General features: G+C 63.4%; 10 protein-coding genes. All 10 read left to right on the forward strand.

Features of this window, described 5'->3' with window-relative positions; genetic code table 11:
* Window positions 1-6: 6 nt before the first annotated feature.
* Window positions 7-1,281 (forward strand): TIGR03087 family PEP-CTERM/XrtA system glycosyltransferase, encoded by a 1,275-nt coding sequence (locus NMQ14_RS01425; protein WP_257092800.1) that lies wholly within the window; start codon window positions 7-9, stop codon window positions 1,279-1,281.
* Window positions 1,241-2,785 (forward strand): exosortase A, encoded by a 1,545-nt coding sequence (gene xrtA, locus NMQ14_RS01430; RefSeq protein ID WP_257092802.1) that lies wholly within the window; start codon window positions 1,241-1,243, stop codon window positions 2,783-2,785. The genes NMQ14_RS01425 and xrtA overlap by 41 nt, the downstream gene beginning before the upstream one ends.
* Window positions 2,782-3,930: a TIGR03088 family PEP-CTERM/XrtA system glycosyltransferase gene (locus NMQ14_RS01435; RefSeq protein ID WP_257092804.1), complete on the forward strand. Its 1,149-nt coding sequence runs from the start codon at window positions 2,782-2,784 to the stop codon at window positions 3,928-3,930. Before xrtA ends, NMQ14_RS01435 begins: the two co-directional genes overlap by 4 nt.
* Window positions 3,931-3,944: 14 nt before the next feature.
* Entirely contained in the window at window positions 3,945-5,858 is a 1,914-nt protein-coding gene (locus tag NMQ14_RS01440; protein ID WP_257092806.1) for an XrtA/PEP-CTERM system amidotransferase, read from the forward strand.
* Window positions 5,859-5,871: 13 nt separating this feature from the next.
* Window positions 5,872-7,083: a TIGR04063 family PEP-CTERM/XrtA system glycosyltransferase gene (locus tag NMQ14_RS01445; RefSeq protein WP_257092808.1), complete on the forward strand. Its 1,212-nt coding sequence runs from the start codon at window positions 5,872-5,874 to the stop codon at window positions 7,081-7,083.
* A 76-nt stretch (window positions 7,084-7,159) separates the two neighbouring features.
* Entirely contained in the window at window positions 7,160-8,314 is a 1,155-nt protein-coding gene (locus NMQ14_RS01450) for a glycosyltransferase (RefSeq protein ID WP_306441031.1), read from the forward strand.
* A complete protein-coding gene (locus NMQ14_RS01455) occupies window positions 8,314-9,699 on the forward strand; it encodes a phenylacetate--CoA ligase family protein (RefSeq protein ID WP_257093214.1) in 1,386 nt (461 codons plus the stop codon). The genes NMQ14_RS01450 and NMQ14_RS01455 overlap by 1 nt, the downstream gene beginning before the upstream one ends.
* Window positions 9,672-11,021: a putative O-glycosylation ligase, exosortase A system-associated gene (locus NMQ14_RS01460; protein WP_257092810.1), complete on the forward strand. Its 1,350-nt coding sequence runs from the start codon at window positions 9,672-9,674 to the stop codon at window positions 11,019-11,021. The genes NMQ14_RS01455 and NMQ14_RS01460 overlap by 28 nt, the downstream gene beginning before the upstream one ends.
* Window positions 11,018-11,992 (forward strand): glycosyltransferase, encoded by a 975-nt coding sequence (locus NMQ14_RS01465; RefSeq protein ID WP_257092812.1) that lies wholly within the window; start codon window positions 11,018-11,020, stop codon window positions 11,990-11,992. The genes NMQ14_RS01460 and NMQ14_RS01465 overlap by 4 nt, the downstream gene beginning before the upstream one ends.
* Before the next feature lie 94 nt (window positions 11,993-12,086).
* Window positions 12,087-14,087, forward strand: coding sequence for an acyltransferase family protein (locus tag NMQ14_RS01470; RefSeq protein ID WP_257092815.1), 2,001 nt, complete (start codon window positions 12,087-12,089; stop codon window positions 14,085-14,087).
* The last annotated feature ends 17 nt before the right edge of the window (window positions 14,088-14,104 follow it).

A 14,104-nucleotide genomic window follows, 5' to 3' on the forward strand; every position in this document is an offset into this window, starting at 1 on the left:
GGCCTCATGGAAGCGCTGCTCTTTCTTGCTCATCGCCTGCCTTTTCCACCCAACAAGGGCGACAAGATCCGCTCGTATCATCTGTTGAAGCATCTGGCCCGGCGTTACGAAATTCATGCGGGTACGTTCGTCGATGACGAGGCAGACCTTCCGCATGTGACGACGCTCGCGACAACCTGTGCCCAGCTTCACACAGAGCGGATCCATCCGCGCACCCGCAAATTTGCATCCCTGCATGCGCTGACGACGGGCGAGTCTCTTAGCGTTGCCTACTATCGCTCGGCGGCGATGCAGCGCTGGGTCGACGACACGATTGCGCGACACGACATCCGCAAGGTGGTCGTCTTCTGTTCGACCATGGCGCAATACCTCGATCGTCATCCGCAATTGCGGCGAATCGTCGATCTGGTCGATGTCGACTCGGAGAAGTGGTCCGAGTACGCAGCACGTCACCGCTGGCCGATGTCCTGGCTTTACCGCCGGGAGGCGCGCACCCTTCTGCAGTATGAGACGCGGGTGGTCGATGCTTCGGACATGAGTCTGCTGGTGACGCCGGCCGAGGTTGCCTTGTTCGAGTCGCTTGCCCCGGCGCTGCGAGGACGCGTGACCGCTGTGCCCAATGGCGTGGACGTCGATTTTTTCCACCCGTCGCAGGTCGGTGCCAACCCGTATCCCGCATCGGGGCGAGCGATCGTATTCACCGGCGCAATGGACTACTGGCCCAATATCGACGCTGCGAGCTGGTTCGCCACCGACGTGATGCCGCTCATCCTCGCCGTGCAGCCTTCGGCGCGTTTCTACATCGTCGGCATGAATCCGGCGGCCGAAGTGCGTGATCTCGAACGCCTTGGTCATGTCACGGTGACCGGCCGGGTGGACGACGTCCGGCCGTGGGTTGCACACGCAGCCTGTGCCGTGGCGCCGCTGCGTGTGGCGCGTGGCATCCAGAACAAGGTGCTTGAAGCGATGGCCATGGCGCGGCCGGTTGTCGTATCGACGACCTGCGCCGGCAGTCTCGACGCCGAAGCCGAGCGCGATTTCGCCGTCGCGTCGGATGCACGCTCGTTCGCCGACGCAGTGCTTTCTCTTTTTGATCCGGTGCATGCCGCCGCTATCGGGGCGCACGCCCGTGCGCGCATCGAACAGGTCTATCGCTGGGACAGTGCACTGGCCGCCCTGGACGCATGCCTCGCCGCGCCCGCGCGCGACGCGGGGCTGCCATCACTCAACAAGGAAATTCATGTCAATGCTGAACCCGGCATCCTCCACCCCCGTGGCTGAAGTTCGCCCGGCTAACGGTACGTGGCGCAGCGCGGGTCCGGTCTTCCTGCTGCTGCTGGCGGTCCTGTTTGCGCTTTACTGGGATACGGCCTGTTCCATGGCCGAAATCTGGTGGCGCTCCGAGACTTTCGCGCATGGCCTTCTCGTGGTGCCGATCTTTGCCTGGCTGGTCTGGCGCAAGCGGGTGGCGTTGTCGAACGTGTCGCCTCAGCCGTTTCTCTGGGGCTTGGCCGCACTCGCGTTGTGTCTCGCGGGCTGGCTGGCAGCGGAGATCGCCGGCGTGCAGGTGGTGCGCCAGCTCGCTTTCGTTGCATCCATTCCGGCGCTGGTCATTGCGGTGCTGGGCTGGCGCATCGCATGGATGATTGCCTATCCGCTGGCCTTCCTGTTTCTGGGCGTGCCGATGGGCGAGAGCCTGATGCTGCCGCTGATGAACTTCACGGCGGATTTCACCGTCGGCGCGCTGCAGCTGCTGAATTTCCCGGTCTACCGCGAAGGCACCTTCTTCGAACTGCCCTCCGGCAGTTGGTCCGTGGTCGAGGCATGCAGCGGCCTGCGCTATCTCATCTCCTCGGTCACCGTCGGCGCGCTGTTCGCCTATGTGAGTTATTGCTCCCTGTGGCGGCGTGCAGCCTTCATCGTTGCGTCCTTTGTCGTTCCGGTTATCGCCAACGGCTTACGGGCGCTGATGATCGTGCTGCTCGCCCACTATTCCGACATGAAGATCGCCACCGGTGTTGACCACATCATCTACGGCTGGGTGTTCTTCGGCGTCATCATGCTGCTGCTCTTCTGGGTGGGGGCCTTCTGGCAGGAGCGCGAGGCGGAGGATGTGCCGCCGGAGGCCGGTTCGGCCGCCTGGCGTCCGGTGTCGGCGCTCCGGATCGGAGCCGTCGGCATCGCTGCTGCAGTGCTGTTGGCGGGTCCGCTGCTTTACGTGGCCCAGCTCGCTCAGCGTCCGCTGCCGCCGCTGCCCGGATTGGTTCTGCCAGTGGAGCCGGGTGCGGGCTGGACGCTCGATCAGGGCACGCCGCTGACCGACTGGCGCCCGAAATTCCAGAATCCGGACCGGGAAACCACCGTGCGGTACCGTCGCAGCGACGAAGTGATCGTCGTGCATCTCGCGTGGTACGGACGGCAGCGTCAGGACGCCGAACTGATCAACTCCGGCAACTACATGATTGAACAAGAGCATGACGTGTGGTCGAACGTCGGCGAACGCATCCTGTCCGACCCGCCGCATGCTCTGCGCGAGACGGAACTGCGCTCGTCACGTCTGCGCCTGCTCATCCATGACTGGTACGTGGCAGGCGATACCCCTACCGCGAACGGTATCGCCGCGAAGCTGCTGTTCGCACGCAATCTCCTGCTGACTGGTGACGACGCAGGCTACGGCGTCGTGCTGTACACGCCGCAGCTGGAAGACCGGGCAAAGTCGCGGGCGCTTCTGCGGGAATTCGCTGCCCTGCTTGAACCGGTGCTCGATAAGGTTGTTTCGCCATGACACGTATTGTTCATGTCGTTCATCATTTCGGGATGGGTGGCCTGGAGAACGGTATGGTCAACCTTTTCAACAACTTCCCCGAAGGTGAATTCGAACACCATGTGGTGTGTCTGCAGGGGCATTCGGACTTTGTCGAGCGCATCCGGCCCGGTCGCGTGATCTTCCATGACGTGGAGAAAAAGCCGGGCAAGGATCCGGCGCATTACTTCCGCCTGTGGCGTACGCTGCGCGCACTGCGCCCGGACATCCTGCATACCCGCAACCTGTCTGCGATAGAGGGCGTTCTTGTCGGCTGGCTGGCCGGGGTGCCGATACGTGTGCATGGCGAACACGGTCGCGATGTATTCGACCTTGATGGGAGCAACGCGCGCTACAACCGCCTGCGCCGCATCGCCCGTCCGTTCGTGCACCGATATCTGACGGTCAGCCGCGATCTGCAGAACTGGCTGGTTGAAGCCATCGGCGTCGATGCGTCGCGCGTGACGCAGATCTACAACGGTGTCGACAAGCAGCGTTTCAGCCCACCTGCCGTCCGATCGCGCGATCTGTTGCCGGAAGGCTTCCGGCAGGACTGCTTCGTGATCGGCAGTGTGGGGCGCATGGTGGGCGTGAAGGACTATCCGACGCTCGTGTCAGCCTTCATCCGTGCCTGTGCGCAGCCGGGTGGTGATGCCTTGCGCCTTGTGATCATCGGAGATGGCGTTGCTCGCCAGCCCTGCCAGCGCATGGTCGACGACGCCGGACGGGCTGCGCAGGTGTGGTTTCCCGGCGAACGCAGCGATATTCCCGCACTGATGAAGTGCTTCGACCTTTTCGTGCTGCCCTCTCTGGGCGAGGGCATTTCGAACACGATTCTCGAAGCCATGGCATGTGGTCTGCCCATCGTTTCGACCCGGGTCGGCGGCACGCAGGAACTGGTCGATGATGCGGTCAACGGGCGTTTGTTCGACCCCGGTGACGTTGCCGACCTGTCCGCGATCGTCGGACATTACGCAGCCGAACCTGCGCTGCTCGCCGCGCACGGCAGTGCGTCACGGCAAAAAATCGAGTCGTCCTTTAGCATTGAAGCGATGGTTGCGGCTTACCGTAATACCTATCTCACGCTGTCGGGCAAGCAAGGTCGCCCTGGCGCATCCACCACCTGATCGGATCCTCCTGCATGTGCGGTTTCGTTGGCATTTTCGACACGCGCAACCGTCGCGACATCGTGCGTGACGTACTGCACCGCATGAACGAGTCGCAGCATCACCGCGGCCCGGACGAAGGTGACCTGCACATCGAGCCCGGTGTCGGGCTCGGGCATCGCCGCCTGTCCATCATCGACGTCGCGAGCGGCCAGCAGCCGCTGGCCAACGAAGACGGATCGGTCATCGTCGTGTTCAACGGCGAGATCTACAACTTCCAGTCGCTCATTCCCGAACTGACGGCGCTGGGTCATACCTTCCGCACACGCAGCGACACCGAAGTGATCGTGCACGCGTGGGAGCAGTGGGGCGAAGACTGCGTGCAGCGCTTTCGCGGCATGTTCGCGTTCGCGCTCTTCGACCGCAACACCGGTACGCTTTTCCTCGCCCGCGACCGGCTCGGCGTCAAGCCGCTCTTCTATGCCTTGCTGCCGGACGGCCAGCTTATCTTCGGATCGGAACTGAAGGCCCTGACCGCGCATGGCGGTCTGTCGCTCGCGCTCGATCCGCACGCGGTCGAGGAATACTTCGCGCTCGGCTATGTCGCCGATCCGCGCACCATCTATCGCCACGCCTTCAAGCTCGAACCGGCGCACAGTCTATGCATCCGCCGCGGTGTCACGCCGCTGGCGCCGCGCCGCTACTGGGACGTCGACTTCAGCCAGGTCAACGCGATCGACGAGGTCGAAGCGGAAGAAGAACTGATCCGCCGCCTGCGCGAATCGGTCAGCCTGCGCATGATTTCGGAAGTGCCGCTGGGCGCCTTCCTGTCCGGCGGCGTCGATTCGAGCGCCGTCGTGGCGATGATGGCGCAGTCCGCCGACACGCCGGTCAATACCTGCGCCATTGCCTTTGACGACCCGGCCTTCGACGAGTCGCGCTTCGCACAGCAGGTGGCCGACCGCTACCACACCAACCACCGGGTCGAGATGGTCGCCTCCGACGACTTCGACCTGATCGACACGCTGGCCTGGCTGTACGACGAACCCTACGCCGACAGTTCGGCGCTGCCGACCTACCGCGTGTGCCAGCTGGCGCGCAAGCACGTGACAGTCGCGCTGTCCGGCGACGGCGGCGACGAAAGCTTCGGCGGCTACCGCCGCTACCGCCTGCACGTGATGGAAGAACAGTTGCGCTCGCGCCTGCCGCTGGGCCTGCGCCGGCCGCTGTTCGGCACCCTCGGCCATCTGTACCCGAAGGCCGACTGGGCGCCGCGCATGTTCCGCGCCAAGAGCACCTTCGAATCGCTGGCGCGCACCTCGGTCGAGGCCTATTTCCACTCCGTGTCCATCCTGCGCGATCCGATGCGCGAGCGGCTGTTCAGCCCGAAGATGAAGTCGGCGCTCGGCGGCTACAACGCGGTCGAGGTGTTCCACCGCCACGCCGCGCGTCATCATTCCGACGAGCCCTTGTCGCTGGTGCAGTACCTCGACCTGAACACCTACCTGGTCGGCGACATCAACACCAAGGTCGATCGCGCCAGCATGGCGCATTCGCTCGAGGTGCGCGAACCGCTGATGGACCATCCGCTGGTGGAATGGCTGGCAACGTTGCCTTCTTCGCTGAAGATACGCGGCCAGGAGGGCAAGTACCTGTTGAAGAAATCGCTTGAAACGCATCTTCCGAACGACATCATGTACCGCCCCAAAATGGGGTTTTCGGTGCCGCTGGCCCGCTGGTTCCGCGGTCCGCTGAAGCAGCGCGTGCGCGAAGCCGTGCTCGGCAGCCGGCTCGCAGATACTGGCTGGTTCAATCGGCCGTACCTGGAACATCTGGTGGACGCCCATCAATCCGGGCGCAGCGATTACAGCGCGTCGCTGTGGTCACTGCTGATGTTCGAAGCTTTCCTGCGCAATCAAGACGGCCAGACCATACGCGATGCCGCCTGAGCACTCGACCGCGATGCGCATCCTGCACGTACTCGACCATTCCATTCCGCTGCACAGCGGATACACCTTCCGCACAGCCGCCATCCTGCGTGAACAACGCAAGCTGGGCTGGGACACGCATCACGTCACCGGCGTCAAGCACACCGCGCCCGGGCCGCTGGTCGAGGAGGTTGACGGGCTGATCTTTCACCGCACGCAGTGGTCTCCGGGTACGCTCGAACAGGTGCCGGTGCTGCGCGAGCGGACACAGATGCGCGTGCTCGAGCAGCGTCTGCTCGAGGTGGCACGCGAAGTGCGGCCGGACGTGCTGCATGCGCATTCGCCGGTTCTCAACGCCTTTCCTGCTTTGCGTGTCGGGCGCCAACTGGGCATTCCGGTGGTCTATGAAATTCGTGCCTTCTGGGAAGATGCCGCGGTCGACCACGGCACCACCACAGAGGGCAGCCTGCGCTACCGCGCAACCCGCGCGATGGAAACGCGAGCCGTGCGGGCGGTAGACGCGGTCACCACTATCTGCGAAGGTCTGCGCAAGGATCTGGTGTCGCGCGGCGTGCCGGAATCGAAGATCACCGTCATTCCGAATGCGGTGGACATCGACAATTTCGCCTTCGGCGTGCCCGGCGACGATGCGCTGCGCGCCGAACTGGGCCTGACCGGCAGGCGGGTGCTCGGCTTCATCGGCTCCTTTTACGCCTACGAAGGGCTCGATCTGCTGTTGCGCGCCTTGCCGGCCATTCTGCGCGAGGCGCCCGACATTGCGCTGCTGCTGACCGGTGGCGGTCCGCAGGACGACAATCTGAGAAAACTTGCGGCCGAGCTGGGCCTGCAGGACCACGTGAAATTCACCGGCCGGGTGCCGCACGCGCAGGTGCAGCGCTATTACAGCCTGGTCGACGTGCTGGTCTATCCTCGCCATTCGATGCGCCTGACCGAGCTGGTGACGCCGCTCAAGCCGCTGGAAGCGATGGCACAGGGCCTGCTGCTGGTCGCCTCCGACGTCGGCGGGCACAAGGAACTGATACGTGACGGCGAAACCGGTCTGCTGTTTCGAGCGGGCGACGCCGATGATCTCGCACGCAGCGTGCTGCGCATGCTCTCCCTTCAGGAGAGCTGGCCGCGCATGCGCGATGCGGGCCGGCGCTATGTCGAAACGGAGCGCAACTGGGCGGTGTCGGTGGTGCGTTACAAGTCGGTATATCGCGCCCTTGGAGCACCCGGTGTCTGACACGCCCATCGTGCTGTTGTCCAGCCTGTTCCCGCATGCCGGTGCGCCGGGGACCGGCCTGTTCATCCGCGAAAGGATGTTCCGCGTCGGCCGGCACCTGCCGCTGATCGTGGTCTCGCCGAGGCCGTGGTGTCCGGGGCAGTCCCTGATCCGGCGTTTTCGACCCGGATATCGCCCGCCGGCGCCGGAACACGAAGTCCAGGACGGTGTGCAGGTGCATTTTCCGCTGTTCTTCGCCTTGCCTGGCTTGCTGCGCCGCTTCGATGGCTTCTTTATGGCGCTTGGCGCATGGCCCACGATGCGGCGCCTGAAAAAGCAGGGCTTTGATTTCGCCCTGATCGACGCGCATTTCGCCTATCCCGACGGCTACGCTGCGACGCTGCTCGCTCGCTGGTTCGGCGTGCCATGCGCCATCACGCTGCGCGGAACCGAAGTGCCGCACAGCCGCAATTCGGTGATCCGGCCGTTGCTCGCGCAGGCACTGCTGCGAGCCGACCGCGTCCTTGCGGTCTCCGAGTCGCTGCGTCAGCTGGCGATAGAACTGGGTATGCCGGCCGCCAAAGGTCGCGTGGTCGGCAATGGCGTAGACATCGACAAGTTTTCGCCGGTCGACCGTCGCGACGCGAGACGCAGGTGGAACCTGCCGGACAACGCGAAGGTGCTGATCAGCGTCGGCGCCCTGGTTGAACGCAAGGGCGTGCATCGCGTCATCGAATGCCTGCCCTCGCTGATCGCCCGCCATCCCGGCCTGCGCTACCTGGTGGTCGGGGGGGGAAGCCCGGAGGGCAATATGGAAGCGGAACTTCGTGCGCAGGTCGATAGCCTGTCTCTGCAGGCGCATGTCGTGTTCTGCGGCCCGATGAAGCCGGCGGATTTGAGCATGGTGCTGTCCGCCGCCGACGTCTTCGTGCTGGCCACTCGCAATGAAGGTTGGGCGAACGTGTTCCTTGAGGCGATGGCGTGCGGTCTGCCGGTGATCACCACCGATGTAGGCGGCAATCGCGAAGTGGTCAGCGATCCGGCACTCGGCCGCATTGTGCCTTTCGGGGACGCTACCGCGCTGGGCCATGCGCTTGATGATGCGCTGGTACAGCATTGGGACAGGGACCGCATCATCGCTCATGCCCGTGCCAATACGTGGGATGAAAGGGTGAAGGTGCTGATCGCTGAATTCGAGACGCTGGCGCGCGCAGGTCGCACCTGCGCGACCGGATTGTCCGGCGGAGCATGATGGCATCGCTCTACACACGCCTGATATCCGGCCTGGTGTTTCCGCTGCAGGAACGCATCAAGCACCATTCCACGGTATCCGACCGCAAGGCGCTGGAAGCGAGCCAGTGGTGGTCGCCGGCTCAGATCGAAGCGTTGCAGGCCGAGCGCCTGAGTCGTCTGCTCAAACGTGCAGCCACCCAGGTCCCCTACTATCGCGACCTGTTCGCCCGGATCGGATTCGATCCTATGACGGCTCATCCGAAGGCCGATCTGGCCCGGCTGCCTTTCCTCACCAAGGCGGTCATTCGCGCCAACCAGGATGCCCTGCGGGCGGATGATGCAGTCGGACTGGCGCGCTTCAATACCGGCGGCTCCAGCGGCGAACCGCTGATCTTCTTCATCGGCGCCGAGCGCGTCAGCCGCGACGTGGCGGCAAAATGGCGCGCGACGCGTTGGTGGGACGTTGACATTGGCGATCGGGAAATCGTGCTGTGGGGCAGCCCGATCGAAATTGGCGCGCAGGATCGCGTTCGGCGTTATCGCGACGCACTGATGCGCACGCGCCTGCTGCCCGCGTTCGAAATGTCGGAAGATCGCCTCGATGGCTTTCTGGACGACATACGCCGCATGAAGCCGGCCATGCTGTTCGGCTACCCCTCTGCCTTTTCGCTGATCGCTGCGCATGCGTCGAAGCGGGGCGTACGTCTTGACGATGTCGGCATACGGGTCGTGTTCGTCACCTCGGAGCGGCTGTACGACCATCAGCGCCACGCCATCAGCGAGGCGTTCGGCGCGCCGGTCGCCAATGGCTACGGCGGTCGCGACGCGGGCTTCATCGCCCATCAGTGCCCGGCCGGTTCGATGCACATCACGGCCGAGGACGTGGTGGTCGAAATCGTGTCGCCCGACGGGCGCGTGCTGCCGCAGGGCGAGCCCGGCGAAATTGTAGTCACGCACCTGGCCACCGGCGACTATCCGTTCATCCGCTATCGAACAGGCGACATCGGAACGCTCTCGGCCGAGCGCTGCACGTGCGGGCGCAACCTGCCGGTCATGAAGGAAATTCAGGGGCGCACGACTGACTTCATCGTTGCCGCCGACGGCACCATCATGCACGGGCTTGCACTGATCTACGTGTTGCGCGATCTGCCAGGTGTGTCGGCATTCAAGATCGTGCAGGAAGCGCTTGATCGCACGACGGTATTCATCGTTGCCGGACCGGAACTACGCAGTGATGCGGTCGAGTTCATTCGCGCCGGCCTCGGAGCACGCCTCGGTGCTTCGGTTCACATCGACGTGCAGATCGTCGATCAGATTCCGGCAGAAAAATCGGGCAAGTTCCGCTACGTCGTGAGCCATGTCAGTCCGGAGGTCGCGTGCGCGATATCTTCACAACCCTTGTGATCTTCGGCAGCATTCCGCTCATTCTGCGGCGACCGTGGATAGGCATCCTGCTGTGGTGCTGGATCAGCTACATGAATCCGCACCGGCTGTCCTGGGGTTTCGCGTACAACTTTCCATTCGCACAGGTCATCGTGCTGGCGACCCTGATCGGCATGGTGTCGCAGAAGGTGAAATTCGAAATACCCTGGACGCGTGAGAGCAAGTGGTTGCTGGCGTTCGTCCTGTGGATGTGCGTGACCACCGGGTTTGCCTATTACCCCGACGCGGCATGGGAGCAGCTGGTCAAGGTACTGAAGATCCAGTTCATGACCTTCATCACCTTGATACTGATCAATTCCCGCGAGCGCGTCATCGCGATGGTGTGGGCGATTGCGCTGTCGCTGGGCTTCTTCGGCATCAAGGGCGGCATTTTCACCCTGATCAACGGGGGCGCCTATCGCGTACAGGGCCCGCCCGGCACCTTCATCGGTGGCAACAACGAACTGGCCCTGGCACTGGTCATGTGCATTCCGCTGATCCGTTTCCTGCAGCTCAATACCTCGCAGGCCTGGCTGAGAATGGGGCTGGGTGGCGCCATCCTGTTCAGCGCGATCGCCGCCATCGGCAGCCATTCGCGCGGTGCGCTGCTCGCCATGGGCATCATGGGAGGTTTTTTCTGGCTGAAGAGCCGGAAGAAATTCATGACTGCCTGCATGATCGTTGCCGCTGTCGGCATGGTCATTGCGATCATGCCGGCCGAGTACTACGAGCGGATGAACACCATCAAGACCTACGACGAGGACGAATCGGCGATGGGTCGCATCAACGCGTGGTGGTTCGCATACAACCTGGCTATGGAGCGACCGCTTGTCGGAGGCGGATTCGAGACTTTCCATCCTCATCTGTTCTATCGACTTGCGCCCAACCCGCTGGACTACCACGACGTGCACAGCATTTACTTCGAAGTGCTGGGTGAGCACGGATTCGTCGGACTGTTCATGTTCCTTCTGCTCGCCCTGATGGCCTGGCGGACCGCCACCCGTGTGCGCAAACGAAGTGCAAAGGATCCGGCGCTGAAGTGGATGGCCGATCTGATGGCCATGGTTCAGGTGAGCATGGCGGGCTATGCCGCCGGGGGGGCTTTTCTCGGACTTGCCTACTTCGATCTGTACTACCACCTGGTAGCGCTGATCGTGGTGTCTGCCCATCTGCTGGACGCCAAGCTCGACGAGCGGGAGCGCGAGCGGGCGGCGGGCCTGGTCGGCCCGCCTCACCCGGTACCCCCGCCGACCGGTCAATTGTCGTCACGCATCGTCACGTCTTCGCAACGAGGTCCGCAGTGAACCCAACTCTTTCGGTGCTGGTGGCCACGCACAATCGTCCGGTCCTTTTGGTCGAAGCGCTTGACAGCGTGGTGGCACAAACGGAGTCCGACTGGGAAATCGTGCTCGTCGACGATGGATCGACACCGGCGGTCGATGCCGAGGCAATGACCGCACGTTACGGTTCACGCATCCAGGTGCTGCGCCACGACGCGCCGCGCGGCAGTGCCGCCTCGCGCAACACCGCCATACGGCACGCCAGAGGCCGGATTCTGGCGTTCCTCGATGATGATGACTTGCTGGCGCCGCGTTTTCTGGCCGCTGCGCGGTCTGCCCTTGATCGCTATCCGACGCTCGATCTGGTGTGCTTGGGGGTGTCCTGGTTCGGCAAGCACGCCGATGCATCAAGAGCCGATTTCGTCAGTTCGACGCAGCGATTCCTCGATGAGGCGGGCGGGGTGGTTCTGGAACCCGGAGTACGCGAGTTCGGTGCCGCACTGCTTCCCGCCATCCTCCGCCGGGTGCCGATGGCGCTTCAGCAACAGGTGCTGCGCACCGAAGCGGCCGCCCGGTTGGGCGAGTTCCGCGAAGGACGCATCCTGGACCGCTCGGACTGGGCCATCCGTGCCGCCCTTTACCTGCGCGTCGGCCTGATCGAGGAGGGGCTCTACCTGCAGCGTTGCGATGGTCAGAGCTACGCCTCGCGCAGCGACCGCTTCGTCGAATTCCTGTGGGCCGGAGTCGATCTGATCGAGCGCCTGATTCAGCGTGCAAAAACCGAAAGCCATGCGCAGGACCGCATGGACATCCTGCATGTCGCCGCGGCCAAGTCATGGTTCGATCTGGCTTATGAACTGGCGCAACGGGGCGAAGTTGCGACGCCCTTCAAGGCTTGGCTGAACAGTCAGCGCCATCATTTTTCCGTCCAGCGTCTGCGGTTCATCGGCCGTCTGGGGCTGAATCTCCTGGGCCTCGGACGACGCTCTGCCTGATGACCGGCACTTTCGACCACCCTGACGATAGTGTGCTCTAGCAGAGTGTCTGATCGTTCAGACTTTAACTTGGCTCCGACACAGGAACGACGCAATGCCTGGCCACGCGCACGCCTACCGCCCCGACATTGATGGGCTGAGGGCGCTCGCTGTGCTGTCGGTCTGCATTTTCCATGCCTTTCCGACCTGGCTGCCTGGCGGCTTCGTCGGGGTCGATGTGTTCTTCGTCATTTCCGGCTTTCTGATCACCTCCATCCTGCAGAAGGACCTGCAGACCGGACGCTACAGCCTGGCCGGGTTTTACGCCCGCCGCGTGCGGCGCATCTTTCCGTCATTGCTGACTTCACTTGCGCTGGTCCTGGCGCTGGGCTGGTTCATTTGTCTCGACGACGAGTACCGCGAGGTGGGCAAGCATGTGGTCGCCAGCGCCAGCTTCACGTCCAATCTGATCTACTTCCTCGAGAGCGGGTACTTCGACCACGCGGCGGAGAGCAAGCCTCTGCTCAACCTCTGGAGTCTTGCGGTCGAAGAGCAGTTCTACATCGTCTGGCCCTTGCTGCTGGCGGCGATCTGGCGTCGCCAGCGGTCATTCGTCGCATGGGTTTCGGTACTGGCCGGCCTGTCGCTGCTGATCAGCGAAACGCTGGTCTGGTTGAAGCCGTCAGCGTCGTTCTATATGCCATTCAGTCGCTTCTGGGAACTTGCGGCAGGTGGCCTGACGGCGCACGCGCTGGCGAGCGGACGCATCCGGTTGAGCGGGCGGTTGGGTTCGGCGGTTTCGCTGTCCGGGCTGGCGCTCATCGTGTGCAGCTTTCTGTGGCTGGACCGTTCTTTCGCCTTTCCGGGCGTCTGGGCGTTGCCGCCTGTGCTCGGTGCAGTGCTACTGATTGTGACATCCGGCAGCTCAATCAACCGCCGCTTGATGTCCGCCCCCGTTCTGGTGTGGTTCGGGCTACTCAGCTATCCGCTCTACCTGCTGCACTGGCCCTTGCTCACCTTTGTTCGCATTGCGACGCCGATGCCTTCGGCAACCGATCTTGTTATGTGCCTGCTGGTGGCGCTGGCGATGTCGTATCTGCTCTATCGATTTGTCGAAACACCGGTGCGAGTTCACGGAGGTCGTCTGTCCATCGCGATCTGTATGGGGGTACTGGCGGCACTGACGCTGGCTGGCGCAGCAATCTACTTTTTACAGGGCTTACCCGAGCGGCCGGTAGTGTCGATGAATCGATCGCTCTCATCAGGGCGTGACGGCGGCGATGCCGGCTTTCCGACCGGGCGTGACTGTGCACCGCTCGGCGAACACCCCGCTGCAGCAGATCTTGAATGTGTGGCCGACCTGCGCGATCAGATCCGCCTCGTGCTCATCGGTGACAGCAAGGCCATGGCACTGGCGTCCGGGCTCATGCGCACGTCGATCCCGGGGATGCGCTGGGCTTATGTCGGCGGCACCGCCAGCGATGGTGCGCCGGCTGCGCCGTTGCTGTCGCCGTACGCGCGTCACGAGCGTCATCGCGATGCGACCGAACACATTGTCGAATACGTGTCTTCGCTCCGTCAGGTCGATGTCGTCGCGGTAGCCGTGGCGACACGGACATTGTTCGACTTGCGGTCCGACCGCACGATTGCGGATCTGCCCGACAGCCCGCATGCGGAGACAGCCTACGTCGGGCTCGGAAACGTCGTGAGCAGACTGGTTGCCGCGGGAAAGAGGGTGGTGCTGGTGGTCGACAACCCGACCCTGCCTTACCCGCAGAACTGCCTCGAAAGGCGGACCGCACTCGACGGACTGAATGCGCTGCTGTCGCTCGCCGAAAAGAACCGGCCCTGCAGGATTGGCATCGACGAACACCTTCAATCGTCGGCGCAGTACAGGCGTGTACTTGAGCGCATCCGCAGCGATCATCCGGCGGGCGAAGTGACCGTATTCGACACCCTGTCCGTTCTGTGCGACCAGAAGCGGGGCGGTTGCTACAGCATCCGCGACGGCCGGATGCTTTACGGGAACACGGATCATGTGTCGGACCATGCAGCGGGCTTGATCGGCGAAAAGCTGAATCGTGCGCTCGTCGGTCGGATCGACCCGCTTCGATAGTGCGCGTCCGCACCGAC

Origin of the sequence: Methyloversatilis sp. XJ19-13 (genome assembly GCF_024580155.1) — a bacterium.
Taxonomy (GTDB): domain Bacteria; phylum Pseudomonadota; class Gammaproteobacteria; order Burkholderiales; family Rhodocyclaceae; genus Methyloversatilis.